The sequence below is a fragment of the Kitasatospora sp. NPDC059827 genome (assembly GCF_042731675.1).
Taxonomy (GTDB): Bacteria; Actinomycetota; Actinomycetes; order Streptomycetales; family Streptomycetaceae; genus Kitasatospora.
Genome location: NZ_JBHWIV010000002.1, coordinates 18,440 through 45,139, shown reverse-complemented (window position 1 = coordinate 45,139; position 26,700 = coordinate 18,440). Strand labels below are relative to the sequence as shown.

23 protein-coding genes and 2 pseudogenes are annotated in these 26,700 nt (G+C 74.6%); 14 read left to right on the top strand and 11 right to left on the bottom strand.

The annotated features are described in order from the left end of the window. The first annotated feature begins 198 nt into the window (after window positions 1-198). The gene (locus ACFV8H_RS01425) at window positions 199-1,662 is read left to right on the top strand and encodes an amino acid permease (protein ID WP_380396157.1); all 1,464 of its coding nucleotides are present in this window, start codon (window positions 199-201) and stop codon (window positions 1,660-1,662) included. A gap of 249 nt (window positions 1,663-1,911) precedes the next feature. After that, the gene (locus ACFV8H_RS01420) at window positions 1,912-2,559 is read left to right on the top strand and encodes an HNH endonuclease family protein (protein WP_380396020.1); all 648 of its coding nucleotides are present in this window, start codon (window positions 1,912-1,914) and stop codon (window positions 2,557-2,559) included. Window positions 2,560-2,640: 81 nt separating this feature from the next. Here ACFV8H_RS01420 and ACFV8H_RS01415 read toward each other — a convergent pair whose 3' ends face one another. Continuing rightward, window positions 2,641-3,549 carry an SDR family NAD(P)-dependent oxidoreductase gene (locus ACFV8H_RS01415; protein ID WP_380396019.1) on the bottom strand — a complete coding sequence of 303 codons (909 nt, stop codon included), beginning with the start codon at window positions 3,547-3,549 and terminating at the stop codon, window positions 2,641-2,643. A gap of 130 nt (window positions 3,550-3,679) precedes the next feature. On the opposite strand from ACFV8H_RS01415, the gene ACFV8H_RS01410 reads away from it, so the two are divergent. After that, window positions 3,680-4,348, top strand: coding sequence for a TetR family transcriptional regulator (locus ACFV8H_RS01410; protein ID WP_380396018.1), 669 nt, complete (start codon window positions 3,680-3,682; stop codon window positions 4,346-4,348). A 108-nt stretch (window positions 4,349-4,456) separates the two neighbouring features. On the opposite strand, the pseudogene ACFV8H_RS01405 reads toward ACFV8H_RS01410, so the two are convergent. The 3 genes and pseudogenes from ACFV8H_RS01405 to ACFV8H_RS01395 all read right to left on the bottom strand — a co-directional run. Then, a pseudogene (locus ACFV8H_RS01405) lies at window positions 4,457-5,674 on the bottom strand (MFS transporter); the annotation flags it as partial. A 14-nt stretch (window positions 5,675-5,688) separates the two neighbouring features. Continuing rightward, a complete protein-coding gene (locus ACFV8H_RS01400) occupies window positions 5,689-7,095 on the bottom strand; it encodes a hypothetical protein (protein ID WP_380396017.1) in 1,407 nt (468 codons plus the stop codon). Window positions 7,096-7,301: 206 nt separating this feature from the next. Beyond that, window positions 7,302-8,036 (bottom strand): SDR family oxidoreductase, encoded by a 735-nt coding sequence (locus ACFV8H_RS01395; RefSeq protein WP_380396016.1) that lies wholly within the window; start codon window positions 8,034-8,036, stop codon window positions 7,302-7,304. A gap of 160 nt (window positions 8,037-8,196) precedes the next feature. Here ACFV8H_RS01395 and ACFV8H_RS01390 point away from each other — a divergent pair, with 160 nt between their 5' ends. From ACFV8H_RS01390 to ACFV8H_RS01360, 7 genes are all read left to right on the top strand, one after another. Beyond that, on the top strand, window positions 8,197-9,030 hold the full coding sequence (locus ACFV8H_RS01390; protein ID WP_380396015.1) for a helix-turn-helix transcriptional regulator: 834 nt from the start codon (window positions 8,197-8,199) through the stop codon (window positions 9,028-9,030). 123 nt (window positions 9,031-9,153) lie between these two features. Beyond that, window positions 9,154-9,342, top strand: coding sequence for a YegP family protein (locus tag ACFV8H_RS01385; RefSeq protein ID WP_375885888.1), 189 nt, complete (start codon window positions 9,154-9,156; stop codon window positions 9,340-9,342). Window positions 9,343-9,450: 108 nt separating this feature from the next. Then, complete coding sequence (locus tag ACFV8H_RS01380) at window positions 9,451-10,776, top strand: glycosyltransferase family 4 protein (protein WP_380396014.1); 1,326 nt, start codon at window positions 9,451-9,453, stop codon at window positions 10,774-10,776. After that, window positions 10,773-11,969, top strand: a complete 1,197-nt coding sequence (locus ACFV8H_RS01375) for a glycosyltransferase (protein ID WP_380396013.1) — start codon at window positions 10,773-10,775, stop codon at window positions 11,967-11,969. The genes ACFV8H_RS01380 and ACFV8H_RS01375 overlap by 4 nt, the downstream gene beginning before the upstream one ends. Continuing rightward, window positions 11,944-12,828 (top strand): SGNH/GDSL hydrolase family protein, encoded by an 885-nt coding sequence (locus tag ACFV8H_RS01370; protein WP_380396012.1) that lies wholly within the window; start codon window positions 11,944-11,946, stop codon window positions 12,826-12,828. The genes ACFV8H_RS01375 and ACFV8H_RS01370 overlap by 26 nt, the downstream gene beginning before the upstream one ends. Window positions 12,829-13,028: 200 nt before the next feature. Further along, a complete protein-coding gene (locus ACFV8H_RS01365; protein ID WP_380396011.1) occupies window positions 13,029-14,267 on the top strand; it encodes an NUDIX domain-containing protein in 1,239 nt (412 codons plus the stop codon). Continuing rightward, window positions 14,248-14,709, top strand: a complete 462-nt coding sequence (locus ACFV8H_RS01360) for a DUF6188 family protein (RefSeq protein ID WP_380396010.1) — start codon at window positions 14,248-14,250, stop codon at window positions 14,707-14,709. The genes ACFV8H_RS01365 and ACFV8H_RS01360 overlap by 20 nt, the downstream gene beginning before the upstream one ends. A 29-nt stretch (window positions 14,710-14,738) precedes the next feature. Here the strand turns inward: ACFV8H_RS01360 and ACFV8H_RS01355 are convergent, their stop codons facing one another. From ACFV8H_RS01355 to ACFV8H_RS01325, 7 genes are all read right to left on the bottom strand, one after another. Then, entirely contained in the window at window positions 14,739-15,113 is a 375-nt protein-coding gene (locus tag ACFV8H_RS01355) for a hypothetical protein (RefSeq protein WP_375885872.1), read from the bottom strand. A 130-nt stretch (window positions 15,114-15,243) separates the two neighbouring features. Further along, the gene (locus tag ACFV8H_RS01350) at window positions 15,244-15,639 is read right to left on the bottom strand and encodes a roadblock/LC7 domain-containing protein (protein WP_375885869.1); all 396 of its coding nucleotides are present in this window, start codon (window positions 15,637-15,639) and stop codon (window positions 15,244-15,246) included. A gap of 82 nt (window positions 15,640-15,721) precedes the next feature. Beyond that, window positions 15,722-16,813, bottom strand: a complete 1,092-nt coding sequence (locus ACFV8H_RS01345) for a hypothetical protein (protein ID WP_380396009.1) — start codon at window positions 16,811-16,813, stop codon at window positions 15,722-15,724. Window positions 16,814-16,857: 44 nt separating this feature from the next. Continuing rightward, the gene (locus ACFV8H_RS01340; protein WP_375886195.1) at window positions 16,858-17,241 is read right to left on the bottom strand and encodes a hypothetical protein; all 384 of its coding nucleotides are present in this window, start codon (window positions 17,239-17,241) and stop codon (window positions 16,858-16,860) included. 652 nt (window positions 17,242-17,893) lie between these two features. After that, window positions 17,894-18,901 carry an MsnO8 family LLM class oxidoreductase gene (locus tag ACFV8H_RS01335; RefSeq protein ID WP_380396008.1) on the bottom strand — a complete coding sequence of 336 codons (1,008 nt, stop codon included), beginning with the start codon at window positions 18,899-18,901 and terminating at the stop codon, window positions 17,894-17,896. Between the two features lie 70 nt (window positions 18,902-18,971). Then, window positions 18,972-19,598 carry a DUF2269 domain-containing protein gene (locus ACFV8H_RS01330; protein WP_380396007.1) on the bottom strand — a complete coding sequence of 209 codons (627 nt, stop codon included), beginning with the start codon at window positions 19,596-19,598 and terminating at the stop codon, window positions 18,972-18,974. 226 nt (window positions 19,599-19,824) lie between these two features. Further along, window positions 19,825-21,024: a peptidoglycan-binding protein gene (locus ACFV8H_RS01325; protein WP_380396006.1), complete on the bottom strand. Its 1,200-nt coding sequence runs from the start codon at window positions 21,022-21,024 to the stop codon at window positions 19,825-19,827. A gap of 437 nt (window positions 21,025-21,461) precedes the next feature. Here ACFV8H_RS01325 and ACFV8H_RS01320 point away from each other — a divergent pair, with 437 nt between their 5' ends. The 4 genes and pseudogenes from ACFV8H_RS01320 to ACFV8H_RS01305 all read left to right on the top strand — a co-directional run. Then, the gene (locus ACFV8H_RS01320; RefSeq protein ID WP_380396005.1) at window positions 21,462-22,826 is read left to right on the top strand and encodes a DUF6271 family protein; all 1,365 of its coding nucleotides are present in this window, start codon (window positions 21,462-21,464) and stop codon (window positions 22,824-22,826) included. After that, window positions 22,823-23,320: a GNAT family N-acetyltransferase gene (locus tag ACFV8H_RS01315; RefSeq protein ID WP_375885858.1), complete on the top strand. Its 498-nt coding sequence runs from the start codon at window positions 22,823-22,825 to the stop codon at window positions 23,318-23,320. The genes ACFV8H_RS01320 and ACFV8H_RS01315 overlap by 4 nt, the downstream gene beginning before the upstream one ends. Window positions 23,321-23,698: 378 nt before the next feature. Beyond that, window positions 23,699-24,847, top strand: coding sequence for a hypothetical protein (locus ACFV8H_RS01310; protein WP_380396004.1), 1,149 nt, complete (start codon window positions 23,699-23,701; stop codon window positions 24,845-24,847). A gap of 254 nt (window positions 24,848-25,101) precedes the next feature. Beyond that, window positions 25,102-26,700, top strand: a pseudogene (locus ACFV8H_RS01305) (AMP-binding protein); the annotation flags it as partial.

Here is a 26,700-nt window from a genome sequence, read left to right as displayed (position 1 = left end):
CCCGCGTTCCGGGTCGAACGCCCTCGCGGGGCGCACCGGACGAGTGCCGGTCCGACAGGCGTACGACCGTAAGTCTTGCGGTGTTCCCTCGGGCGAAATGAACAAATACCGTCGATTTGGTGCAAGGTGCCGCCCGGTCCGAGCATGAACGGTCGCTCCACCGAGCGCAGGCAGGACCACGAAAGGCGCACCACCCTCATGCAGACCAGCCCCGCCGCGACCCGGCAGGCGACCCCGCAGACGAGCCCGCAGACGAGCCCGCAGGAGACCCGACCGAGCAGCCCGGAGACCCCGGACCAGGCTTCGGCTCCTGGTTCGGCTCCGGCTCCCGCGAAGAGCGGCCGCTTCGGGCTGCCCGTCGCCACCGCCCTGGTGATGGGCAACATCATCGGCGGCGGCATCTTCATGATCCCGGCCGCCGTGGCGCCCTTCGGGACGGTCAGCCTGCTCGCCTTCGCCGTCATCACCGTGGGCTCGATCGCGCTGGCGCTGGTCTTCGGGCAGCTGGCCCGCCGCAATCCGCGCACCGGCGGGCCGTACGTCTACGCCCGCGAGGCCTTCGGCGACTTCGCCGGCTTCCTGTCGGCGTGGTCGTACTGGATCACCGCCGTGGTCAGCAACGCCGCGCTCGCCGTGGCGGCCGTCGGCTACCTGGACGTGCTGCTGCCGATGCACCACGACATCGCGCTGGAGATCACCGCCGCACTGGTCCTGCAGTGGCTGCCCGCACTGGCCAACCTGGCCGGCACCCGGTACGTCGGCGCGGTCCAACTCGTCTCCACCGTCCTCAAGTTCATCCCGCTGCTGCTGATCTCGGTGGGCGGACTGTTCTTCTTCGACCCGAAGAACGTCGGCCCCTTCGAGGCTGGCGGCCAGGGCTGGATGGGCGGCATGACGGCCGCCGCGGCGATCCTGATGTTCAGCTACGTCGGCGTCGAGTCGGCCGCGATGAGCGCCGGCCAGGTCCGCGACCCGGAGCGCAATGTCGGCCGGGCCAGCGTGCTCGGCACCAGCGGCGCCGCGGTGGTCTACCTGCTGGGCACCCTCGCGGTGTTCGGCACCGTCGCGCACCAGCAACTGGTCGACTCCAGCGCGCCGTTCTCGGACGCCGTGAACGCCATGTTCGGCGGCACCTGGGGCGGCGCGGCGATCGCGGTCGCCGCACTGGTCTCGATGACCGGCGCGCTCAACGGCTGGACCCTGCTGGCCGCCCAGGCGCCGTACGCGGCGGCCGGGGACGGGCTGTTCCCGGCCGCCTTCGGCAAGGAGAAGCGCGGCGTACCGACCTTCGGCGTGCTGGTCAGCGTGGCGCTCGCCTCGGTGCTGACCGTCGTCAACTTCGCCAGCGGCGCCAAGGGCGCCTTCGACGTGCTCGTCCTGATCACCACCTTCACCGCCGTCGTGCCCTACCTGCTGTCCACCGCCGCCCAGTTGTACTGGCTGGTCCGCGGCGCCACCGACAAGGTCGACGGCACCCGCCTGGTCCGCGACGCGGTGCTCGGCCTCGGCGCCTTCGCCTTCTCGATCTGGCTGCTGGCCGGGGCCGGCTACGCCGCCGTCTACCAGGGCGTGTTGTTCCTGTTCGCCGGCATCCTGGTCTACGTCTGGCTGGCCGGCCGCCGCCACCGCCAGGAGCAGCAGGATCAGGAACAGGTGAACTGACCGCCGACCTCGGCGAGGTCGGCGAGGTCGGCACGACGAACGGCCGAGGGTCCGGGACGCACAGCCGCGCCCCGGGCCCTCGTCGCGTCCGGGCCGGGTGCGAACGGCCCCTGGGAGTGCCGGACTTGTCCGTACCCGTCCGATGTCCACGAGGATTTCACTCCCGGGGTCTACCCGCGTAGCCGCGAAGCCGACACACTGGCGCACGCAACTCATCAGTCAATCCGATCTTCTGATGGAGCGTTCGCCATGGCCCTCACCGGATCCATACGCCGGTTCCTGTCCTGCCTGCCGGCCGCCGCCGCCCTCGTCGCCGCGACCGTGGTCGCCGGCGGCAGCCCGGCCCAGGCCGCACTGCCGACCCCGATCTCCGCCGCCACCGCCCGGCTCTATCTCGACGGGATGACCGCGACCCCCGAGACCCACGCGGACAGCTACGACAGAACCCTCTTCCCCACCTGGATCAAGATCAGCGGCAGCTGCGACACCCGCAAGTGGATCGTCAAGCGGGACGGCACCGACGTCACCACCGACACCTCCTGCAAGGCCACCAGCGGCAGTTGGGCCTCGCCGTACGACGGCGCCACCACCACCAACCCGTCCACCTTCGACGTGGACCACCTGGTGCCGCTCTCCGAGGCCTGGGCCTCCGGCGCCTGGGCCTGGACCACCCCCCAGCGCCAGGCCTTCGCCAACGACGTCACCCGCCCCCAGCTGATCCTGGTCTCCGCGAGCAGCAACCGCTCCAAGGGCGACCGCGACCCGGCCGAGTGGCTCCCCCAGGCCTCCTACCGCTGCACCTACGCCCGCGCCTGGGTGCAGGTGAAGCAGTACTACGGGCTCGGCGTGGACAGCGCCGAAAAGACCGCGCTCACCGGCATCCTCGACAACTGCTGACCCTCCGAACGTCGGGGACGGGTGCCGGACCCGGGCGCCCGCCCCCGGGCCGGGTCCACCCGCCCCTGGCCCCGGCCTCGCTCACCCCTCCGAGTCCGCGGGGAAGGCCACCGGGTAGGGCTCGGTGAAGTCGGCCGAGCGGGAGACCTCGCGCCACCGGCTGTCCTCCTCCAGCAGCCGGCGGTCCAGGGCGATCGAACCCTCCGCCGCGTTGACCCCCAGCGGCAGGTGGTCCGGGACATCGCGGCGCCCGGCCATCCGCACCAGGATCTCGGCAGCCCGGTCCGGGTCGCCGGCGGCGCCGTCCACACCCTTGCGCAGCCGCTCGTTGACCGCGCCGACCGTTCCCGCGTACGCCTCCGGGACCTCGTGCACCACCATCGACGCCCCCGCCCAGTCGGTGCGGAAGCCGCTCGGCTCGACCACCAGCACCTTCACGCCGAACGGCGCGAGCTCGGCCCGCAGGACGCGACTGAACCCGTCGATGGCGAACTTCGCCGCCTGGTACGAGGCGATGCCCGGCGAACCGCCGACCCGCCCGCCCATCGAGGAGAACTGCATCACCAGACCCCCCTTCTGCTCGCGCAGCAGCGGGATCGCCGCCTTGGTGACGTTGTAGACGCCCCAGAAGTTCGTCTCGAACTGGGCCCGGAAGTCGGCCTCCTCGGTGGTCTCGATCGGCGAGACGTTGGCGTACCCGGCGTTGTTGACCAGCACGTCGATCCGGCCGAAGGCCTCCCGCGCCTGGGCGACGGCCGCCCGGGCCGCCGCCGGATCGGTGACGTCGAGCGCCACCGGGCGGACGCGCTCGCCGAACTCCTCGACGAGGTCCGCCAGTTGCTCCGGCCGCCGGGCCGTCGCGACCACCAGGTCACCGGCCTCCAGCGCCGCGCGCACCAGGCTCCGGCCGAAGCCGCGCGAGCTGCCGGTGACGAACCAGACCCGCGCCTCGGGGCGGCGTGCGCTCTCCGTGCTCTTCGTGCTCTCCATGACTCTCCTCCGTGTTCTCCGGCGTGCTGTGCCGTGCCGTGCTGCGCCGTGCCATTAGTAGAACACCGTTGCGCTAATAGTGCAACGCCGTTGCGGTATTACGGCAACACCGTTGCTCTACCATGGGTGGATGGCAGAAGCACCGGAGTTCCAGCGCGCTCGCTCGCCCGAGGCCAAGCGGCAGCGCGAGGCCGCGATCCTGGAGGCGGCCGCGGCACTCGGCCGTGAGCGCGGCATCAGGGAGATCACCCTGACCGACATCGCCTCCGCCGTCGGCATGCACAAGTCGGCGCTGCTGCGGTACTTCGAGACGCGCGAGGAGATCTTCCTGCGCCTCACCGCCGAAGGCTGGGCCGAGTGGTCGCAGGCCCTCACCGCACGGCTGAGGGAGACCGGGGACCCGAGCCCGGCGACCGTCGCCCGGGCCTTCGCCACCACCCTCGCCGAGCGCGGGAGCTTCTGCGACCTGCTCGCCCACGCACCGCTCAACCTCGAACGCCACGTCTCCGTCGACGCGGTCCGCGAGTTCAAGCTCGCCACGGTCGCCGCCCGCGAACCCGTCACCGCCGCGCTACGGGAACAACTCCCCACTCTCGACGACCAGGACGTCACCGACCTGTTCGCCACCGCCGTCTCCCTCGCCGGCGCCATGTGGCAGATCGCCAACCCGGGCCCCGAGGTCGCCGCCCTCTACCGCAGCGACCCCCGCCTCGCCCACGCCGTCGTCGAGGTCGAACCCCGGCTCGCCCGCATCCTCACCGCGACGATCACCGGCCTGGCCGGGAAGTCCGAGGGCTAGGCCCTGTCCGGCCGAGCCGGTCTCCTGCGGCTCGGGCCGGGACGGGAAGGCCCGCAGCGTCCGGAGGTCCGCGGTCGCGATCAGGGGCAGGCAGGAGAGCAGGCCGATCCCGGCGATCGTCCACAGCGTGGGGCGGGTGCCGAGGACCGAGCCGAGGTAGCCGCCGGCCAGGGCCCCGAGCGGGCGGGTGCCCCAGATGGCGAACCGCACCGAGGCGTTCATCCGGCCTTGCAGGCCGGTGGGGGTGATGGCCTGGCGCAGGCTCACCTGGCCGATGTTGTAGACGGTGATGCCGCAGGCCATGATGCCGGTCGCGACGCCCAGGGTCGGCACGGCACGGGCCGGCGCCGCGGTCGCGAGCACCAGCACGGCGATCCCCGACATGGACTTGGCCGCGACCAGGACGGGGCCGAGGCCCACGCGCCGGATGACCCGGCCGCTGAGCGTGGCCCCCAGCAGCGCACCGCAGTTGCCCAGGCTCAGGGCCAGCCCGAGCTCCCCCGGCGAGAGCCGCAGGTCGCGCAGCGCGTACGCGGTCAGGACGGCCCCCAGCGCGCCGCTCAGGCCGACGAGGTTGCTGATGCCCGTGGCCAGGGTCAGCGAGCGCAGGGTCCGGTGGCCGAAGACGAACCGCAGTCCCTCGGCGATCCGGGTGCGCATCCTCTCCCTCGTCCGCGGCACCGGCACCCGGGGCGTCCGGATGAGGCAGAGGAGCAGCGCGGACACCAGGTAGCTCACCGAGTTGACGGCCAGGACCAGGGGCGCGGCGACGGTCTGCAACAGCAGGCCGCCGATGCTGGGGCCCGCCAGCTCCGCCGTCGAGCGGGAGAACTCCAGCCGGCTGTTGCCGTCCGGGGTCTGCTCCCGCGCCACGACCGTCGGCAGGAACGCCTGGTCGGCGATGTCGAAGAAGACCGTGCACAGCCCGATGGCGAACCCGACCGCGCAGAGCAGCGGCACGCTCAGCACCCCGGCGAGGTGGGCCACCGGCAGCAGGGCGATGGTCACGGCCCGGCCGACGTCCGCCACGACCATCACCCGCCGGCGGTCCCACCGGTCGAGCAGCGCGCCCGCCGGCAGGCCGACCAGGAGGAACGGCAGGGACTCCATCGCCGAGACGAGTCCCAGCTGGCCGGTCGAGGCGGACAGGGTCGTCAGGGCGAGCACGGGGATGACGAAGAACGTGATCCGGGTCCCGAACTCGCTGACGGTGTGCGCCGACCACAGGACCTGGAAGTTCCGCTGCCGCCAGACGCTGACCAGCGGTCGCGGCCGGGGCCGGGACCGGGGCCGGGCGGGAGCGGCCGGCCCCGGGGGTGGGACCACCTCGACCGGCCGGTTCACAGGTACAGCGGGTGCGGCCGTCCGGAGCCCGCGACGTTGTGGCGCTCCCCGTGGCCGGCGCGGGAGAAGGCCGAGACCAGCCGGCCGTCGACGGCGCCCAGGGCGACGTCGTGGCGGGGAGCCGGCCCGTCCACGACCCCCAGGAGGTGGGGGCTGGTCACGTACTCCTGGACGAGCCAGCCCTCGGCGCCCGCGAGGTCGACGGCGGCCTCCCAGCTCGGTGCGTCGGCGGCCTCCCGGCCGATCACCACACCGTTGCCGCGGGTGTCCAGCGGGCGCTTGAGGACGTAGCGGTCGCGGTCGCGGACGACGGCGCGCAGCGTCGCCGCGTCGCAGTGCGCGAGGTTGCGCGACCACGGGATCGCCGGCCGGACCCGGCGGTAGTCGGCGGCGTCGAAGAGGTGGGCGAAGCGCGGGTCGGAGAGCACGGCGAGGCACAGCTTGTTGTCGCCGATCAGGCGTCCGCGCAGCCCGTTCTGCACGAACAGCCGGCCCTCGCGCACGGCCTCCAGGTAGGACGCCGCGCCGTCGCCCATCCGCAGCAGGTCCTGGATGCCGACCTTGGCGAACGCGTGCCGCACCGCCTCCCCGCGGACGACGACGCCCTGGCGCCCGTCGAGCGAGACCTCGCGCGGGTCCGCGTGCAGGACCCGGACGCCCAGGGCCGTCAGGGCGGTGTCGTAGTCACGGGTGTCGGCGCGGTAGCTGCCGTCCGGGCAGAGCAGGGCCACGGTCTCCGGACGGGTCCCGGTGTGCTGCTCCGCCAGACGCAGCAGCCAACTCCCCGGCCAGAGCGGGTCGTCGGCCGGCTGCGGGCCCGGCACGTCGACGCCGTGCCGGGCCAGCAGCGACCGCCAGGCCGCCCGGCCCCGGCCGGCCCCGGGCAGGCCCCCGGGGCAGTTGGCGTTGGTCTCCAGCACCCGCAGCGTGCCGTCGGCCTGGGGCAGCAGGTCGATCCGCAGCAGGTGCACCCGGGTGTCGCGGGCGGCGTCCACGTGCTCGCGCAGCACCTGGGGAAGCGTCAGCACCTCGCGCAGGTCGCGGTCGTGGTCCCAGGCGGCCACCAGCGTCTCGATCACCCGGTGGTACGAGGCGACGAACGCGTCCAGCTCGCGGCGCAGCTGCGGGCGCACCCGCAGCGGCAGGCCCTGCGGCTGCGGCTGCGCCCGGACGATCTCGAAGACCTGCGACTCGGCCAGCTCGCGTCCCTCGGCCGTCCGCGCGATCGCGACGACCTCCCGGGTGAACTCCTCGTCCAGCCCGGGCCAGGTGTACCCGCCGGCCCTGGGCCCGTCCGGGGACGGCACGTGGGGGCGGGCCGGCATGACCGTGGTCGTGCCGGTCGGCCCGCCGACCGCGCCCTGTTCGCCGCCGGGGCCGCCGGGGCCGGGAATCGACTGCATGATCCGGTGTCCTTCCGCAGTTGGGAGGCGTGCGCCCGCGCCCCGCCACGGCCGGTGCACACACGTGATCCCGGAGTATCCAGCCAGCCGCGGACGACTCGGTGGACCGCAGCGCGCGGTTCGTCAGATCGAGTGAGGGGACCGGACCCGCACAGGACTGCCTGCACCGGTCGGTCCGCGTCGCCCCGCCCACCGACGCGGACTGGTCACTGGGCGCTCGCCGCGGGGCGGACGACCAGCTCGTTGACGTCGACCTCCCGGGGCTGGGACACCGCGTAGGCGATGGCCCCCGCCACCGCGGAGGCGGGAATGGCCACGGCGCGGTACGCCTTCATGGCCTCCCGCGCGGCGGGGTCCGCGATGCCGTCGGCGAGTTCGGACTCGGTCACGCCGGGAGAGACGAGGGTGACCCGGATGTCGCCGGCCGACTCCTGGCGCAGCCCTTCGGAGATCGCGCGGACGGCGAACTTGGTGGCGCAGTAGACGGCGGCGGTGGGCGAGACCTCGTACGCGCCGACGGACGCGATGTTCACGACGTGCCCGCCGCCCTGGGCCCGCATCACGGGCAGCGCGGCGGCGATGCCGTGCAGGACTCCCCGCACGTTCACGTCGATCATGCGGTCCCACTCGTCCGTCCTCAGCGCCTCCAGGGGCGACAGCGGCATCACCCCGGCGTTGTTGACCAGGACGTCGACCCGGCCGTAGCGCTCACCGGCGGCGGCCACGAAGGCCCGGACGTCGGCGGCGTCCGTGACGTCGAGGCGCCGGAACGCCGCGGTGGCGCCCGCGGCGGTCAGCTCGCCGGTGAGCGCGTCGAGGCGGTCGGTGCGCCGGGCCCCGAGGTACAGCCGGTGGCCGTCGGCGGCGAGCCGGCGGGCGGTGGCCTCCCCGATCCCGCTGCTCGCCCCGGTGACCAGTACGACCTTGGATGTCTGCGTCATGCCTGCTTCTCCTCCTGGTGGAGCACGGGGTTCGTCGATGGATGCGGATCCGTTCCGCCGGACCGAGTCTGGGCGGGGCGCGGGCGACCGACCAGGACGTGTCCTGCCTGGGTGCGGTGCACCCAGGCAGGGCCCGAGCGGCGCCACCTAGGGTGAGGACGTGACCGACAACCATCTGGGAGAGTTCCTGCGCGCGCGCCGCGCGGCCCTGCTGCCGCAGGACGCCGGCGTGGCGAGCCACGGGGTGCGCAGGGTGGCCGGACTGCGCCGGGAGGAGGTCGCCGTCCTGGCCGGGGTGAACGCGGACTACTACACCCGCCTGGAACAGGGGCGGGAACGCCACCCGTCGGCTCAGGTCCTCGACGCGCTCGGCCGCGCCCTGCGGCTCGACCCGGACGGGCACGCGCACCTGCACCAGCTGGCGGGGACGGTGCCGGGCAGCCGGTTCGCCCACACCACCGACCTGGTCGGCCCCGCCCTGCGCCAGCTGCTGGACGGCTACCCGACCGCCCCGGCCTTCGTCATCAACCGGACCCTGGACGTCCTGGCCGCCAACGCCCTGGCCGAGGCCCTGCACTCGCCCTTCGAGCGGATGGACAACCTCGCCCGGATGGCCTTCCTCGACCCGGCGGGCCGGCAGTTCCACGAACGGTGGGGCCACACGGCCCAAGCCGTCGTGGGCCACCTGCGGCAGGCCGCCGGGCTCGACCCGGACAGCCCCCGGCTGCGCGAACTCGTCCGCACCCTCACCGACCACAGCACCGACTTCACCCGGCTGTGGAACGCCCACGCCGTACGCGGCAAGACCCAGGAGGCCAAGCACTTCCTCCACCCGGACGTCGGCCCGCTGACCCTCACCTACCAGGCCTTCGACGTGCGCGACGCTCCCGGCCAGCAACTGGTCGTCTACCAGGCGGAGCCCGGCAGTTCCAGCGCCCAGGCCCTCGCCCTGCTCGGGTCCCTGCGCGCCACCGCGCACCGGGCCGCCGGCTGAGCCGGACGTCGGCTCCGCGACTCGAACGGTCGCCACCCGGCTGGGTCAACTGGCGAGCGTTCCAAAGGATTTGGGCCTACGGTGCGGTCCCAGGGGGCCATCGAGCGAAAGGCTGTTGACGGCATGGCTGGGAAGTTCGAGCTGTACACGGACGAGAGCGGGATGCACCGGTTCCGGCTCAAGGCGAGCAACGGGACCGTCGTGGTGACCGGTGACCCGCAGGAGAGCAAGGACGACTGCCTGAAGAGCATCGAGTCGATCCGTAAGCTCGCGCCGTACGCGGAGCTCAAGGAGGCGGCCGGGTCGATGTGACGCGGCGGTGTCGGGGCGCGGGTCGGCGGTGCAAATCGCCGACCCGCGTTCGCTTGTACGACAGATCCCTTTGGCCGGGTGCACGCCGTGCGCGGAGACAACACAGGCATGCGCGTCGCCATCGTCACCGAATCCTTCCCTCCCGAGGTCAACGGAGTCGCCCACAGCGTGCTGCGGACGGCCGAGCACCTGCTCCGTCGGGGCCACCGGCCCCTCGTCGTCACCCCCGCACCGGCCCGGGGCGCCCAGTGCCCGCCGCAGACCTTCGGCTCCGGCGCCGACGCGGAACGGATCCCCGTCGTGCGGATCCCGTCGGTGCCGCTGCCCGGGTACCCGCAGGTGCGGATCGCCCTGCCGAGCCGGCAGCTGGCGGCCGCACTGGCCGGGCACCGGCCCGACATCGTCCACCTGGCCAGCCCGTTCGTCCTGGGTGCGCGCGGCATGCAGGTCGCGACCCGGCTCGGCGTACCCGCCGTCGCCGTCTACCAGACCGACCTCGCCGGGTACGCCCACGCCTACCGGGCCGGACGCGGGCTCGGCGAGGCCGCCGCCTGGCGGCGCATCCGGGCCGTGCACCGGGCCGCCGCCCGCACGCTGGCGCCGTCCACCCCCGCCGCCCAGGACCTCACCGCGCACGGGGTGCCCCGGGTCCAGCTGTGGCCGCGCGGGGTGGACTCGGTGCGCTTCCACCCCCGGCACCGGGACGAGGCGCTGCACCGGGCCCTCGCCCCCGGCGGGGAGGTGCTGGTCGGGTACGTCGGGCGGCTCGCGCCCGAGAAGCGGGTCGACCTGCTGGCCGCCGCCTCCGCCCTGCCCGGGGTGCGGGTGGTAGTGGTCGGGGACGGCCCCTCGGCGCCCGGCCTCAGGGCCGCCATGCCCGGCGCGGTGTTCCTCGGGCGCCGCACCGGCGAGGAACTCGCGCGATGTTTCGCCACCCTCGACGTGTTCGTCCACACCGGCCCGCTGGAGACCTTCTGCCAGACCATCCAGGAGGCGATGGCCAGCGGCGTCCCCGTGATCGGCCCGGCCGCCGGCGGCCCGCTCGACCTGGTCTCCCACCACCGCACCGGACTGCTGGTGCCGCCCCGCGACGGCGCGGCGGTCGCCCGGGCCGTCGCCGAACTGGCCGCCGACCCGGCCCGGCGGGCCCGGTACGGGCAGGCCGGACGGGCCGAGGTGACCGCCCGGACCTGGGAGGCGGTCGGGGACCTGCTGCTGCGGCACTACGCCGAGGTGCTGGCGGAGCACCGGGGGGTGGGGGTGGCTCCTTCGGCGGCTCCGTCCGGGGCCGGGATCGGGGCCGAGGTCGGGGTCGGGGCCGGGACTGAGGTCGAGGTCGAGCCCGGGTCGCCGGGGGCGTCGGCCGGGACGGTGGTGCCGGTGCTGCCGGTACTGCCCGTACTGCCCGTACTGCCGGAGGAGTTGCCGGCATGACTGCGCCGCCCCGCGGCGGGCCGCTGACCATCGTGCGGCTCGCCAACTTCGTCACCCCGGTCTCCGGCGGGCTGCGCACGGCGCTGCGCCACCTGGGCGCCGGGTACCGGGCCGCCGGACACCGGCCCGTCCTGATCGTGCCCGGCGAACGGCGCACCGAGGAGGACACCGAGCAGGGTCTGGTGATCACCCTGCCCGGCCCGGTGCTGCCGGCCAGCGGCGGCTACCGGCTGCTCGCCGACCGACGGGCGGTCGCCGCCGAACTGACCCGGCTCGGCCCCGACCGGCTGGAGGTCTCCGACCGCACCACCCTGCGCTGGACCGGTGCCTGGGCCCGTCGGCACGGGGTCCGCTCGGTGATGGTCTCGCACGAGAGCGCCACCGGAGTGCTGCGGACCTGGGGCCTGCCCGGCCCGCTCGCCACCGCGGCCGCCGACCGGCTCAACGCGGCCACCGCCCGCGGCTACGACTCGGTGCTCTGCACCACCGACTGGGCGGCGGCCGAGTTCCGCCGGATCGGCGTGCCCAACCTGGTCCGGGCCCCGCTCGGGGTCGACCTGGCGGCGATGCGCCCGCTGCCCCCGACCGTACGGGCGCTGGAACGGGCCCGGTACGCGGCGCCCGAGGACGTCCTGCTGGTGCTCTGCTCCCGGCTCTCCGCCGAGAAGCGGCCAGAACGCGCCGTCGAGGCACTGGCCCGGCTGCGGGCCCGGGGGTTCCCCGCCGTCCTGGTGGTGGCCGGGACCGGACCGCTGCGGCCCCGGCTCGCCGCCCGGGCCGCCCGGCTGCGGCTGCCCGTACGCTTCCTCGGGCACCTGAACGGGCGGGCGGAGCTGGCCGCACTGCTGGGCAGCGCGGACGTGGTGCTGGCCCCCGGACCGGTGGAGACCTTCGGACTGGCCGCCCTGGAGGCACTGGCCTGCGGCACCCCCGTCGCGGTCAGCCGCTCCTCCGCGCTGCCCGGCCTGATCGGGCCCGCCGGGATCGCCGCCGCCGACACCGGGGCCGGATTCGCCGCCGCCGTCACGGAGTTGCTCCGCCGACCGGAACCGGCCCGGCGGGCCGCCGCCCGGGCCCAGGCCGAACGGTACGGCTGGCCGGCGGCGGTGGCCGCCTTCCTGGCCGCGCACGGGGCCCGGACCGCCGATGCCACCGGGAGGAGTGGGGATGAGCGTGCTCGACGCGGGGCCTGACCGGACCGCCGACGACCGGCCCACCGCGGGCGAGCTGCTGCGCTTCGTCGCGCTCGGCGACTCGCTCACGGAGGGCGTCGGGGACCAGGTCGGCGAACAGTGGCGCGGCTGGGCCGCCGTCCTCGCCCGGTCACTGGCACCCGAGGGCCAGGACGTCGAATTCGCCAACCTGGCGTACAGCGGCGCACTGACCACCGATCTGACGACTCGTCAACTCCCGGCAGCACTCGCCCTTCGGCCCCAGCTGGCGGCGGTCCTGGTCGGCGGCAACGACACCCTGCGGGCCGGCTTCGACATCCGCCGCACCACCCGGGAACTCGACGCCACCCTCGGCGAACTCTCCGGCCACGGCGCCGTCCTGCTCACCGCCTGCCTGCCCGACCCCGGCACCCTCCTCCGGCTCCCCGCCCCGCTCGCCCGCCCACTGGCCCGGCGGATGCGCGCCGTCAACACCGTCGTCCACGCCCTCACCACCCGGCACCGGGCCGTCCACCTGCACATCGCCGAACTGCCCTGGTGCGAGCAACGAGGCCTGCTCAGCGTCGACCGCCTCCACCCCAGCGCCGAAGGACACCACCTGATCGCCCGCCGCTTCCACGAACTGCTCGCCACCCAGGGCCACCCCCTCGGCCCGCCACCCGCCGCCGAACCCGCCGAACCCCCGCCCGGCCTCGCCGCCGACCTGTGGTGGATGGCCACCCGCGGCACCCGCTGGCTCGCCGCCCGCAGCACCGACCTCCTACCGGGCCTGCTCGCCCTCGCGGCCGTCGAAGGCGCCGCCCGCCTCCGCGGATCGAGCGCCCGCCACGACGAACAGATGGCCCGAGCGGCCGCCCAGGCCCTGGCCTCCCTGGGGTGACGGCCCGCCGGGTGGGGTCGGGGTGGCAGGTCGGGCGGCGGTGCCGGGGGTGCTGATGCCGAGTGAAACGGCTGCTGGGGCTGCTCGTTGGTGCGGCCCGGCGGGGCGTGTCCCTTCCGGGTGGTGGTCGGGGCGGGCGGGAACCATCGGGCGCGTGGGGATGTCGTCCCCCGGGAGATGAGCAGGTGGAAGGAGTCGGGGTGGAAGGAGTCGGGGTGGAGGCGTCGGGCGCGACGGGACGAGAGATGATGGCGGCCGCCGGGGTGCTGTTCCCGGACGGGCGGGGGCGGGTGCTGGTGGTGCGGCTGCCGTACGACCGGAAGCACCCGGTGGCGATCCCGGGCGGCGGGTGGGAGCCCGGCGACCGGTCGCCGCGGGAGACGGCGTCGCGGGAGATCGCCGAGGAGCTGGGGTTCACGCCCCGACTGGGAGCGTTGGCGTGCGTCGACTGGGCGATGTCCCCGAGCCGGCCGCCGATCGTGGCGTACCTGTACTGGGCCGAGGCGTTGACGCCGGAGCAGGTGTCGGCGATCCGGCCGGACGCGGCGGAGGTCGGCGGCTGGGTCTGGCTGACGGCGGAGGAGGCCGGGCACGCCCTGCCGCCGCGGTTGTCCCGCCGGGTGGCGGCCTGTCTGCGGGCGCCGCGGGAGGCCGGGCCCCTGGAGCTGGAGGACAGCCGGCCGGTGGGGCACACCCTGGGGGCACTGCCCGCCGAGGGGCCCGTGCCGGAGTACACCGGGCTGGCCGCCGCGCCGGGGCTGGGGTCGGGGCCGGGGTCAGCCGCAGGGCAGTCGTCGGAGGCGCCGGAGCCGCTGGAGCCGCCGATGGACCGGGACACCTACTACGCCACCAGGCCGCGGATCCGGGCGAAGGCACGGGCCCTGTTCACGGACGGTGACGGACGGGTGCTGCTGGTGCGGCTGCGGCCGTGGGACGGGCCGCGCGGGCGGGTGCCGTACTGGACACTGCCGGGCGGCGGGGTGGAGGCGGACCGCGAGACGCCCCGCACGGCGGCGGGGCGGGAGATCCGCGAGGAACTGGGCTGGGAGGTCGAGCCCGGGCGACTGCTGGCCTTGGACTGGCTGCCGGGGGCGGCGGCCGTTACCGGAGCCGAACCCGGAGCCGAACCCGGGGCCGGTCCCGCGACCGGTCAGGACACCGCCGTGCTGGTGTACGTCTACGACGGCGGCGCGGTGACGGAGGAGTCGCTCGGCACGATCACCCTCCAGGAGCAGGAACTGGTGGAGTGGCGGCTGTGCGACCCGGCCGAGGCGCGGACGCTGCTCTCCGGGCCGTCCTGGGACCGGGTGGCCGCGGCCCTCGCGGCCCGGGAGCGGGCGGGCGGACCGGTCGAGCTGGTGCGCGGACGGCCGGTCGGTCCCGTGGTTGGGAACGCGTCGGCCGGTGAAGACTGGGAGCATGCAGAACACGATCACTGAGGTGCTGGCCGGCCGGACGGTCGAGGCGGTCAGCGGAGGCGACCGGCTGGACCTGCGGCTCGACGGGCCGGTGACCGTACGGGTGGTGCACGAGTTCCGCTTCGCGGCGCCGTCCTTCACCACGCCGGAGGAGGTCGGGCACTTCTTCCCCGCGCTCACCTTCCGGCCGACGCCCACCCTGCTGGCCCTGGTCGGCCGGACCGTCGGCACCGCCCGGATCACCCTGGCCGGCGGCCTGGAGCTGGGCTTCACGGAGGGCGGGGAGCTGTCCGTCCCGCCGCACGCGGTGCTCGCGCCGTGGAGCGTGCTGAGCGCCGAGGGGGCGGTCTGCGCGGGGCTGGCCGGCGGGGAGGTCCAGTGGGCACCACCGGACGGCGCAGGGCCGGACGGGGCCGGGCCGGACGGGGCCGGGCCCGGCGGGGCGGGGCCCGGCGGGGCGTGAGCCGCCGCCGGGGCCGTGCCGGTGCCCGGTCAGACCTCCAGGTCGGCCTCGATCTTGACCAGCTGGTGGCGGGCCATCGCCAGGTTGGCGCGGCCCTTGTCCAGTGCCAGGTAGAGGAACAGGCCCTTGCCGGTGCGGCCGGTGAGCGGGCGGATCAGGTGGTACTGGGTGCTCAGCGTGATGAGGATGTCCTCGATGCCGTCCTGGAGGCCGAGCATGTCCATGGTGCGCATCTTGGCGCGCATCACGTCGGTGTTCCCGGCTGCGGCGACGTTGAGGTCCAGGCCGCCGGGGCCGTCGAGGGTGGCGAGCGCCATGCCGCTGTTGTAGTCCACCAGGGCCGCGCCGATGGCGCCCTCGATGACGGTCATGGCCTGCTTGAGCGCGCCGGCTGCGTCGGTCATTCTGATCAACTCCTGTGGGTTGGTTGGTCGGTGGGTCGGTAAGTCGACAGGTTGGTCAGTGGGTGGGTCGGTGCGTCGGTACGGGGGTCGGGCAGTACGGGGGCGGGCGGGGCGTTCGGTCCGGGACGGGTCAGAGCGCGTCGCGCGGATCCTTCGGCACCAGGGCGTCGTTGAGCAGTTCGGCGATGTGCCGGGCACTGCGGCGGCCCTCCAGGTGGAGCCGGCCGACGTTGACGTCCGGGAGCGCCAGCAGGGTCAGCACGCAGCTGCCGCCGGCCGCGTAGGTGGCGACGTAGCCGTGTTCACCGCGCACCACGGACTCGCGGAACTCCCCCTGCCCGGTGGTGTCGGCGAGCCGCTGGGCGAGCGAGAGCGAGGCCGCCGTCATCGCGGCCAGGCCCGAGGGTTCGGTCCCGTGGGTGTCGTGCGCGACCAACAGGCCGTCCACGCTGGCCACCAGCCCGCCCGCGAGGTGCGGGACGCGACGTTTGACGGCGCGGAGTTCGGCGAGCAGCTCGGTCTCCAAGGCGATCAGTTGTCTCCTTCCGACACGCTGCTTGAGTGCCCGCCTCATGGCCGGTACGGCGGGGTCGCGGGCGGGGAGTGACTCAAAGTCGGGCCTCCAGAAGGTCTCGGACCCGGGTCAGCAGCGCGATGTCCGGGTCGGGGACGGTCAGCGGGTGGGCCGCTGCCGTGGTGGGCGGTCGGTCGGAGCGCGTGGGGGCGGGGGCTACGGGGACTGCGGGGACCGCGGGGACCGCGGGGCTGGTCGTTGCTGCGGGGCCGGTGCCCGGGAGGCCGCGGAGGGTGGCTCCGGGGACCCTGCGGTGCAGGCCACTGCCAGGCCGGGCGGGTGCGGCGACCGAAAGGACGGGTTCGACAGCCGGGCGGACGGGTTCGGCGGCCGGGCGGGAGGGTGTGGCGGCCGGGCGGGAGGGTGCGGCGGCCGGGCGGGAGGGTGCGGCGGCTGGCGCGGCGTGCCGGGGGGTGTCGAGCAGCCCGGCGGCGGCCAGGCGGCGGATGTCCGCCGTCACGCCGAAGCCGGAGCGGCCGAGCAGCCGGGCCAGGTCCGCCGGGGTTCTTCGGCCGTCGGCGTGGTCCAGCAGTTCGCGCCGCCGACGGCCGGGCGGGCGGTGGGAGGGGCGTCGGCTGTGCTCGACCGGCCGGACCGGCGCGGTGTCGAGCTGCGGCCAGGGCCAGATCCGGTCGAGGAGTTGGTGCCGGCGCTCGACCTCGCGACCGAGCCGCGCCGGGTCGACCGGCGTCACCGTGCCGAGCCAGTGCCGGGCCTCGGACTCGAACCGCCAGGTGCCGCCGGCCCGGTCGGCGAGGACGAAGTAGGCGGCGTCGAACAGCGTTCCCAGGTGGCCGAGTTCGAGTTCGCCGCGGGTGAGCAGCTGCCGGTCGACCAGTGCCTCGCCGACCCGCCCCTGCGGGCCGTGGCGGTGCAGGAGGTTGGCCCACTCCTCGGGGGTGAGCCGACCGCAGCCGGTGAGCAGGTCGGCCAGGCCGGGCGCGCGGGGGGACTCCGCGGCGGCCACCTGACCGTCGACCAGCCACAGGATGCCGAGCGGGCCGTGCAGGGCCCCGGTGGCACGGCGGGCGGCGAGCAGGGCGACGGCCTCGCCCGGGGTCCTCGGCGCGGCGGGTTGGACGTGGTGGTCGGCGGCCTCCACCAGGGGCGCGTACGGGGCGGTCACGCGGTCGGCTGGCCGGAATGCGACGGTCGGTGCGGGCCTCGTGTTCACCCCAGCACCAGTTCCTCGGCGAGGGCCTGGAGGCGGAACCGGGCCGCGGCCAGGTTGCCCGACTCGCGGTCGAGCCAGAGGTGCAGGACGAGCCGGCTGTCGAAGACGGTGTCGATGAAGCGGATCAGGTGGTAACTGCGGCCCGCAGTGACGATGATGTCCTCCAACGGGGAGCGCCGGTCCTCCGCCGCGGTGAAGGTCTGGCTCTCAACGGCCGCGCGCACCAAGTCGGTTGCCTCGGCGGCGGCGGTCTCGTGTTCTCCGACCGGGCTTTCGCCCAGGCTCCCGAGGGCGAGTCCGCTGCTCCAGTCGACCAGGCTCGCCGAGCGGGCTCCGGCGATCGCCATCGCTCCGGAGAGACATTCGTCGATACCCGGCACACCGGCTCCTTCGAGGGGGTCTGGGGGTGGCCGGGCGCAGCGCAGATCCGGCCGGATCGCCACCAGCAGTGGCAGGTTCGACACGGAAGGCTACTGCCGGTTTCCGTATGACGAACATTCCAATGGCATATTCACACCAGCTACGGCGACTTCCGGCCAAGGTGCGACGGTCCACCGACCCGCCCGGAGCGGCAAAACTGCTGGCTGCTCGGCCGCCGCGGACCGTCACTCGTCGGCCACCTGGTACGGGACCTTGGCCGATACCGGATCGCCGCCCGGAGTTTCGCCAGCGAAAGTGCGATAAGAGGACTCGGCGAGCACCAGGGCCGAGGGCGGCGCACAGCCGGACATGACGAAGGGGCCCGTTCCCTTGACGGAACGAGCCCCTTCGAATGGAGCGCCAGGCCCGGATCGCACGGACTCTTCCTACTGAAAGTAGGACGTGCTCTGGTAGCACCACTGACGCACGTTCAAGGGTTCCGGGATCTCCGTTTCGGAAGATCATTTCCCCTCGACGAGAAGAACAGTAGCAGGCCATCGGGCCTGGTCAGAAATCCGCCCGGACGGCCGGGGAGCGGTGGAGTGGGCGGTCACGCGGGCTGCGGAACGGGCAGCGCGGCAGGCGGCGCGGCAGGCGGCGGGCCGCAGCCGGTCAGAGCAGGCCGACGGCCTCGGCGAGCAGCCGGTACGAGTCGAGCAGGGCCGTCCGGTCGTAGGTACTGGTGGCGATCAGGACCTCGTCCGCACCGGTGCGTGCCACCAGGGCGGACAGCTCGGCGGCCGCCTGCTCCGGGGTGCCCGCGATGTGGCCCTTGAGCGACTGCTCGAAGGCCGCCCGTTCGCGCGGGCTCATCGTGCGCGCCCGGATCTCGGCGGCCGGGGACAGTGGCGGGAACTCCCCGTGGGTACGGGAGTAGGCGCCGGCCCAGGCCTCCGGGAGGAGGAGGTCATGGGCCCGCTCCTCGGTCTCGGCCACCGCGACCGTGCCCGAGACCACCACGTACGGTTCGGCGGCCTGCGCGGAGGGGCGGAAGCGGCTGCGGTAGCCGTCGAGCGCGGCGAGCATCCGCTCCTCCCCACGTGCGGCGGCGATGACCAGCGGCAGCCCGGCCTCGGCGGCCAGCTCGGCGCCCGCGCCGGTGGCCAGCACGAAGGCCGGCACGTGCAGTCCCTCGGCCGGGCGGGCGTGGACGCCCCGGTGCACCTGCTGGGAGCCGTCGAAGTACCCGAGCAGCTCGGTCAGCTGGCCGCCGAAGTCGTCGGCCGCGTCCTTCTCCCGCCCGAGCGCCCGCCGGACGCCGTCGGTGAAGCCCACCGAGCGGCCGAGCCCCATGTCGATCCGGCCCGGGAACAGCGCCGCCAGCACCCCGAACTGCTCAGCCACCACCATGGGCCGGTGGTTGGGCAGCATCACCCCGCCGGTGCCGACCCGGATCCGGCTGGTGGCCGCCGCGACCGCCGCGGCGAGGACGGTGGGCGCCGACCCGGCCACCCCGGGGACGCCGTGGTGCTCGGAGACCCAGAAGCGGTGGTAGCCCAGCCGCTCGATCTCACGCGCGAAGGCCACGGTGTCGCGCAGTGCCTGCGCCGGCTCCTCGCCCTGCCTGGTCCGGGAGCGGTCGAGGACGGAGAGCCTGGTCGCGGGCGTAGCGCTGGTCACGTGGGTGGACAACACCCACCCGACGTACGGGCATTCCCCGCCGGTACGCCCGGGCACGCCGTCACCACCGTCACCGGCCCTCGGGCCCCGGCCCGGTCCCGGCCGCGCCGGAGGCCCGCGGTATTCGGCCCGGACGCGTGCCCGCGGCCTTGCGGCGGCCCCAGGGCTTGTACACCGAGAGGATCACGTTGAACAGGTAGAGCGCCAGGGCCACCGCCGGGACGATCACCGTGTTGTAGCGGACGAAGCCGAGGTCCGCCACCGGGATGGGGCCGGTCGGGTGGGCGTCCGCCACCCGGACCGCGTCGTGCAGCCGGGCGGTGAGGGCGAAGACCGAGGCCGCCATCGCACCGAGCGTCAGCCAGAACTTGGTACTCACCCAGTAGTACCGGAACAGGCCCCAGGACGTGCCGAGCCCCAGCGCCACCCCGCTCAGGAAGGTGAGCAGGCTCAGCGGCAGGATGAGCGCGTCGCCGAGCAGGCCCATCGCCCGGTAGGCCGTTCTCAGCCGGTCGGCGTCGTCGGTGGTGAGGGCCGTCACCGCCAGGGTGAGCAGGCAGAGCATCAGGGCCAGCCAGCTCACCGAGACGACGACGTGCAGCACCACCAGGCGTTTGCGCGCTCCCGGCGACAGTCGGCGGCCGGCGGGCCGCCGCCCCGCGCCGGGGGCCGCGACGGCTTCGGTGGACGGGCGCACAGGTACCTCCTTCGAGTCGGGGTCACGAGGACGCGCCCAGACTCCCCCGCCCGCCCCTCATCGGGCATCTGACGGCGGAAGTAACCTCGGCTACTCCCCGGCGAGTACGTGCCCGGCCGTCGCCGCGACCGACCGACTCCCCGGGGAGTACCCACACCGACCCGCAGCCCCGCCGACCTACCGACCTGCCGACCCGCAGCGCCCAACCCGTCGGCCCGCCAGTCCGTCAGTCCGTCACCGCGAACCCCCGCGCCGCCCCCAGCCGGTGCAGCGAGTCCCGCCCGGGGATCCCGTCCGCGGCACCCGCCGAGTACCCGCAGCGCCGCTGCCAGCCCGCGTACGCCGTCACCGTGAGGCTGCCGTAGGACCCGTCCACCCAGCGCTGTTCGAGCAACCCCTCGTCCGCCAGCGCCTGTTCGACGATCGCCACCTCGGCCCCGTACGTCCGGTGCCCCTGCTCCGCCCCCGGGTCGCTGCGCGCCGCCGCGGCGACGTGGGCGAGCGAGACGGTGCGCGGGCCGGGCAGGTAGCCGAGCAGCCGGCGCAGCGAGGCCTCGCCCGGGACGCCGTCCGCCGCCTGCCCGGAGTACCCCAGGCTCGCCTGGTAGTCCGCGTAGTTCTCGGTGTCGGCGTCCGTCCAGGTCGGTCCGGGCCCGGAGTGGTAGTGGGTGCCGAAGCCGGCCGTGACCAGCGCCCGTCCGACGGTGGTCACCTGGCAGCCCTGGGCGCCGTAGCCGTACGCCAGGCCGTTGACGGTGACCTGGTAGCGGGCGGGGGTCGGGTCGGCGGGCGGGGCGGGGTGCTGCTGGGAGGGCGGGCCGGTGGGCGAGCCGGGGCCGGCGGCGAAGGCGGGCCAGGAACCGGGGTCGACGTGGTCGTTGTACGGCACGTGGGCGTGCGCGTACCAGCCGCCCGCGGTCTCCCAGACCCGCTCGTCGCGGTGCTCGGTGAAGTCGGTCGGCCGCCCCATCGGCCAGACGTCGGGCACGCCCCAGGAGGTGATCCAGGCGTGGATCCGGTCCCAGCCCGCGCACGGGGTGTCGACCAGCCGGGGGTAGACGGTGCCCTGGTGGCGGCAGTAGGGGAAGAACACCGCCTCGATCTGGATCACCACCAGCCCGGCCCGGTTGGTGCGGGTGGGGCTCTGGGTCGGGCTGAGCAGGCTCTTGGAGCGGGAGTCGGCGGGGAACAGCTGCGCCGTGCGGCCGCTGAACGGGTCCCAGACCAGGTGCGGGGCGTCGCCGGCCCCGGCGCCGGTGAAGTACCCGACGAGGTCCTCGTAGGTGCACCAGTCCTGCGGCGCGGCGGCGGTGGCGTTGCGGTCCCAGGTGATGTGGGCGATGGCCTTCGGGGGGTACTGGTGGTCGGTCGGCGCGTGGTCGCCGAGGTCGTGGATCTCGGCACCGGGCAGCCACGGTTCGGGCATGCTGGCTCCTCCGAACGGCGTAATGACGTCGTTGCCGGTATCGGCAGGTCCGGGTCGCGGATTGACCCCGGCGGTGGGATCGGCGGGGTTGAACCACCCGGGGCCGCACGGCCGTTCGGATCAACGAGGGGAATTCGCCCTCACGTGCGGACCCGGCGGCGACAGGGCGCGCCGCCGGTTCCGTGCTCCGCCCTGTCCGGAAGCGGGTCCGGGCGGGGTCCGGAGACCCTCCGGAAGGCGTCCGGAAGGCGTCCGCACGGCCCCCGGACGGCCTCCGAAGGCCCTCCGGAGCCGCCGGGCGGGGGCGCATTCCACCCCGCCGCAGCCCCGCTGTCAATCGTTGACTTGGGAAGTGGTCTAGTCCACGGTGGTGCGCTCGAAGCCCTCACGGCGCCACCGCCGCAACCGTTCTGACGAACCGACGGAGAACCACCGCCATGCAGAGAGTCTGCCTCGCCCTGCCCACCATGCGTTCCTGCCCCGAGACCATCGCGGAACTCGCCGAGGAGGCGGCCTACGCCGTCGCGACCTTCGGCGTCGAGGTGCACCTGCTCATCCTCGACACCACCGACGCCGCCGCCTTCGCGCAGAACGCGGACGCCGTGGCCGCGCTGGAGCCGACCCCCGGCGTGGCCGTCCACCACCTGGGCGAGGCGCGGCAGCGGGAGTTCCTGCGCCGGGTGGCCGAGCGCTCCGGCGCCGCCGACCCCGACCTGCTGCTCGACCTGATGCTCCCGCCGGCCGTCGCGTACGGCTCCTGCGTCAACCGGCTCTTCCTCGGCGCGGCCGCCCTCGGCTGCACCTCGGCGCACCTGCGCAACGACGACGCCGACTTCCAGGTCGTCGACGGCCGGAAGGTCTTCCCGATCCACCACGAGCTGCTCTCGATCGGCCGACCGGCCGGCGAGGCGGTGGCCGGGGTGACCCGCTCCGAGCTCGACCCGGCCGACGCGGACAAGCCGGTGATGCTGGTCAGCGGCTCCTTCATCGGCGAACTCAACGTGGACATCAGCGAGATCCACGAACTGGACCCGGCCGTCTACCGCGAGATCGTCCGCCTCTGGACCCCGCCGGTCTGGCCGGAGGAGGACCGGGACGCGATGGTCGACGTCTCGTTCAAGGGCGCCGGCTCGGAACCGTTCACCGCCGACGAGTCCGTCCTCGGCGTCCCCGACATCTGGGACGTCTACATGTGCAACATCGCCCTGGACCACCGGGCCTACGAGGTGCTGCCGCTGCTGCCCTCGATCGAGACCATCGGCAGCGACTACGCCCTGCTGCACGCCCTGGTCCACTCCCGGCTGCCCGGCGTCGTCCACAACCGGCACATCGTCAACTACTACACGCCCGAGCGCCGCATCGGCGCCGGCTTCGTCAACTACCAGCTGCGGTTCGTCAAGTTCCTGCTCTCGATGCTGTACCTGTACCCGGTCTACGGCGGCATGATCGACCTGGGCCGCGGGCTGCTGGACGAGCGGCACGGGCTGAAGGTCGAGCCGATCGTCGACCTGGTGCGCGGCAGCGTCGACTGGGACCAGGCCGGGAACGAGCACTGCCTGGACGTCCTGGACCGCTCCTACCGCAAGCTCGGCGGCAAGTACACCGAGCTCGCGGACGTGGTGGCCGAGCGGCGCGGACAGCTCCTGGACGAGGCCCGGCAGGACGCCGAGCGCTGGGCGGTGCTGGTCGAGGCCTGGGCCGCGATGGTGTCCGCCGCCCGCGCCCACGGGCTGGACGCCGGTCCCGAAGGTGCGGAAGGCGCGGAAGGCCCGAACGCCGGTGCGGAGGGGGCGACCCGGTGAGCGAGGACCTCCGGATCCGGCGGCTGGCCGACGGGGACTGGGACGCCGTGGTCGCGCTCGAACACGACGCCTACGCCGCCGACGGCCTGTCCGAGGGCCGGGAGGCGCTGCAGTCCCGGGCCCGCAGCTCACCGGACACCTGCTACGTGCTGGAGCAGCAGGGCGTCGTCCGCGGCTACCTGCTGAGCCTGCCGTACCCGCCGCTGCGCTGCCCGGACCTCACCCGGCCGGAGGAGACGGCGTACACCTCGGCCAACCTGCACGTGCACGACCTGGTGATCGCCGAGGACCTGCGCGGCCGGGAGGTCGCCCTGGGGTTCATGCGGCACTTCCGCGAGCGGGCCGAGGAGTCGGGCTTCGAACGGATCTCGATGGTCGCGGTGCGCGGCGCGGACATCCTGCTGCGACTGCTCGGCTACCGGGCGCACCGCGAGGTCACGGTGCCGGAGTACTACGGGCGGCGGGCCGTCTACATGTCGGCGCCCGTACGCTGACCCGGGCCGCCCCCGGCGGGCGGACGACGGCAACCGGGCGGACGACGACAACCGGTCGGGCCCGCACGAAAACCGGCGGCGGGCCCGACCGGGCGGCGGGCAGAATGCGCGGATGCCCACCCTGCTGTACGCCGTCGCCCGCAACCCCGCCCTGCCACCCGAGCTGCTCGGGCAGCTGCTCGACCGACTCCCCGACGCGGACGAGGAGTTGGCGTGCGCGCTCGCGGAACGGCCGGAACCCGGGACCGGTGGGCCGCCGGGTCTCCGCGAGGTCCGCGCGCGGTTGCAGTTGCGTCTCCGTTCAACCGGAGGGGGGTGTGCCCCGGCGGCCGGTCCGGGAGCCTGGGGGCAACGACTCGTACGGCGGGGGGAGTTGCCATGGGGGACGGCCGCGGGCTGGTGGCGGGTGTGGTGGGGGCGCTGGTGCGACTGGCCCGGGGCACGCCCGGCGGGCGGGGGCGGGCGGTGGCCGAGGTGGTCCGGGCCCGGCTGCGGCTGCTGCCCGAGGGGGCCCGGGCACTGTCGGCGATCGAGGCGGACCCGGACGATCCGGCGGCGCGGGCCGGGCTGGCCGCGGCCGTCGCCCGACTGCTCGCCACCGACCAGGGGTTCGCGCAGTACCTGACCACCACCGACCTCGGCGGGACGGCCGATCCGAACACCGTCCAGCTGCGGACGGACGCGAGCCCCAGCACGGTCCAACTGCGGACCGGCCCGAGCACCGTCCAGCTGCGCACCGGGGGGCCGGACGCGGGACCGGACCCTCGCACCGTCCGGCCGGGGGTGGACCCGGACGCCCCGGCCGGCGGCCCGAGCACCGTCCAGCTGAGGGTCGACCCGGCGGCCGCCGGCGCCGCCCGGGCTCTGGCGGCCCGGCGCAGCAACGCCGCCGTCCTCACCGTCCTGGCCCTGGTCCTGATCGCCGCGCTGGTCGCACTCGGGATCAACCTCGGCTCGCGCCCGCTGCTGCAACCCAACGGGCCCGACTTCGCCCACGCCGCCCGGACCATCCGCGACCCCGCGCGGGTGCAGGGCGTGCTGCCGGACGCCGCCGCGATGCCGGGCGGCTGGCAGCAGCAGGGGGCGCCGCGTTCGGGGACGGGCAGCGGGCCGGGCGCGCCCTGCCTGCTGCCGGGCGCCTGCGACCAGCAACTCGCCTACGCGACGGTGTCGTTCAGTGCCGCGCCGCTGCCGTCCGTGCAGTTCACCGTGGTCACCTTCGGCTCCGCCGAGGCGGCCGACCGGGCCTTCGACACCCGACTCGACCTCCTCGACGCCCGGGGCGACGCGGCCCCGGCGGCCGTCCAGGCGGTCGGCGACCGGAGCGCAGCCCGCACCCGGGGCGACTCGACGGCGGAGACGGTGGTCCGGGTCGGCTCGACGCTGCTCTACCTGCACTACGCCGGCCCGGGGGCGGCGGTCGCACTGCCCGGCCTCACCCCGTTCGCCCGACTGCTCGCCGAGCGCGCCCGGCAGGCCGAGGACGGCCGGACCCCGGACGCCGTCTTCCACGCCACCGGGGGCTGAACGCCGGCGTTCCCCAGCCACCCCACCAAGCCCGGCCGCCCCACAAGGCCTATCCGTACCAGGAAGCCCACCCGCACCGCACCACCCCTGCGCCCCGCAGGCCCCATCGGCCGGCGGGGCGTTCCGCTTGCCCCGCCCCGTCCCCGACCTGCGCCGACCGCCCCCGTCGCCCGAATGCATGTATCGCTCTCTTGACTGGCGTCACGAGCGCGCCATACTGGCTTCACTCCCGCTCGCCCGACGAGGTGCCGCCCATGGAGCTCTCCCCCTCGGCGCACATGGACACGTTCTGCCGAGACCATCTCCCGCCCTTCGACCAGTGGCCAGAACTCCTCTTCGAACTCCCGGAGTTGGCCTACCCCGACCGACTGAACTGCGCGTCCGCCCTGCTCGACGACACCATCGCCCGCCTGGGCCCCGACCGCCGCTGCCTACTCACCCCCACCACCCGGTGGAGCTACGGCGAACTGCGCGACCACGCCGACCGGACAGCCCGCCTGCTCACCGAGGAACTGGGCCTGGTCCCCGGCAACCGCGTCCTGCTGCGCGGCCCCAACACCCCCTGGCTGGCGGCCTGTTGGCTCGGGGTCCTGAAAGCCGGCGGGGTGGTCGTGACCACCGTGCCGCTGCTCCGGGCGGCCGAGCTGACCGAACTGGCCCGGATCGCCCGCCCCACCCTCGCCCTGTGCGACCACCGCTTCCGCACCGAGCTCGACCTCGCCGACGCCCCCGGGCTGCGGGTCCTCTCCTTCGGCGGCCCCGGCCCCGAGGACCTCACCGCCCGCAGTGCCACCCAGCGGCCCGGCTTCACCGCCGTACCGACCGCCGCCGACGACGTCGCGCTGATCGCCTTCACCTCCGGCACCACCGGCCGGCCCAAGGCCACCCTGCACTTCCACCGGGACGTGCTGGCCAACGCCGACACCTTCTCCCGCCACCTGCTCCGCCCCACCCCCGACGACCTCTTCACCGGCACCCCGCCGTTCGGCTTCACCTTCGGCCTCGGCGGCCTGCTGGTCTTCCCGCTGCGGGTCGGCGCCGCCAGCCTGCTGCTGGAGCGGGCCACCCCCGAACAGCTCGCCGAGGAGGTCGCCCGGCACGGGGTGAGCGTGCTGTTCACCGCGCCCACCGCCTACCGGGCGATCCTGGCCGCCGGGCTCGCCGACCGGCTGTCCGGCGTACGGCGCTGCGTGTCGGCCGGCGAGCCGCTGCCCGCCGCCGTCTGGGAGGCCTTCCACGCCGCCACCGGCCGACGGCTGATCGACGGGATCGGCGCCACCGAGCTGCTGCACGTGTTCATCTCGGCCGCCGACGACGACGCCCGGCCCGGCGCCACCGGCCGTCCCGTCCCCGGCTACCGGGCGGCGATACTCGACCGGCAGGGCAACCCGGTGCCGGACGGCCAACCCGGACTGCTCGCCGTCAAGGGCCCCACCGGCTGCCGCTACCTGGACGACGAGCGCCAGCGCGAGTACGTCCGCGACGGCTGGAACCTCACCGGCGACACCTACCTCCGCGACCGGGACGGCTACTTCCGGTACCAGGCCCGCAACGACGACATGATCGTCTCGGCCGGGTACAACATCGCCGGCCCCGAGGTGGAACAGGCCCTGGCCGCCCACCCGGCGGTCGCCGACTGCGCCGTGGTGGCCGCGCCGGACGAACGGCGCGGCACCGTGGTCAAGGCGTACGTGGTGCTGACCGGGGGCACCCCGGCCGGCGACGGGACCGTCAAGGAGCTCCAGGAGCACGTCAAACGCACCATCGCGCCGTACAAGTACCCGCGCGCCGTCGAGTTCGTCCCCGAGCTGCCGCGCACCGCGACCGGCAAGCTGCTCCGCGCCGAGCTGCGC

Excerpts from the sequence above, each read along its gene's own strand:
- ACFV8H_RS01320 (WP_380396005.1), top strand. The coding sequence starts at position 21,462 with ATGCAGAGAGTCTGCCTCGCCCTGCCCACCATGCGTTCCTGCCCCGAG.
- ACFV8H_RS01380 (WP_380396014.1), top strand. The coding sequence starts at position 9,451 with ATGCGCGTCGCCATCGTCACCGAATCCTTCCCTCCCGAGGTCAACGGA.
- ACFV8H_RS01410 (WP_380396018.1), top strand. The coding sequence starts at position 3,680 with ATGGCAGAAGCACCGGAGTTCCAGCGCGCTCGCTCGCCCGAGGCCAAG.
- ACFV8H_RS01375 (WP_380396013.1), top strand. The coding sequence starts at position 10,773 with ATGACTGCGCCGCCCCGCGGCGGGCCGCTGACCATCGTGCGGCTCGCC.
- ACFV8H_RS01385 (WP_375885888.1), top strand. The coding sequence starts at position 9,154 with ATGGCTGGGAAGTTCGAGCTGTACACGGACGAGAGCGGGATGCACCGG.
- ACFV8H_RS01395 (WP_380396016.1), bottom strand. The coding sequence starts at position 8,036 with ATGACGCAGACATCCAAGGTCGTACTGGTCACCGGGGCGAGCAGCGGG.
- ACFV8H_RS01420 (WP_380396020.1), top strand. The coding sequence starts at position 1,912 with ATGGCCCTCACCGGATCCATACGCCGGTTCCTGTCCTGCCTGCCGGCC.
- ACFV8H_RS01310 (WP_380396004.1), top strand. The coding sequence starts at position 23,699 with ATGGGGGACGGCCGCGGGCTGGTGGCGGGTGTGGTGGGGGCGCTGGTG.
- ACFV8H_RS01425 (WP_380396157.1), top strand. The coding sequence starts at position 199 with ATGCAGACCAGCCCCGCCGCGACCCGGCAGGCGACCCCGCAGACGAGC.
- ACFV8H_RS01370 (WP_380396012.1), top strand. The coding sequence starts at position 11,944 with ATGAGCGTGCTCGACGCGGGGCCTGACCGGACCGCCGACGACCGGCCC.
- ACFV8H_RS01355 (WP_375885872.1), bottom strand. The coding sequence starts at position 15,113 with ATGACCGACGCAGCCGGCGCGCTCAAGCAGGCCATGACCGTCATCGAG.
- ACFV8H_RS01400 (WP_380396017.1), bottom strand. The coding sequence starts at position 7,095 with ATGCAGTCGATTCCCGGCCCCGGCGGCCCCGGCGGCGAACAGGGCGCG.
- ACFV8H_RS01325 (WP_380396006.1), bottom strand. The coding sequence starts at position 21,024 with ATGCCCGAACCGTGGCTGCCCGGTGCCGAGATCCACGACCTCGGCGAC.
- ACFV8H_RS01415 (WP_380396019.1), bottom strand. The coding sequence starts at position 3,549 with ATGGAGAGCACGAAGAGCACGGAGAGCGCACGCCGCCCCGAGGCGCGG.
- ACFV8H_RS01360 (WP_380396010.1), top strand. The coding sequence starts at position 14,248 with ATGCAGAACACGATCACTGAGGTGCTGGCCGGCCGGACGGTCGAGGCG.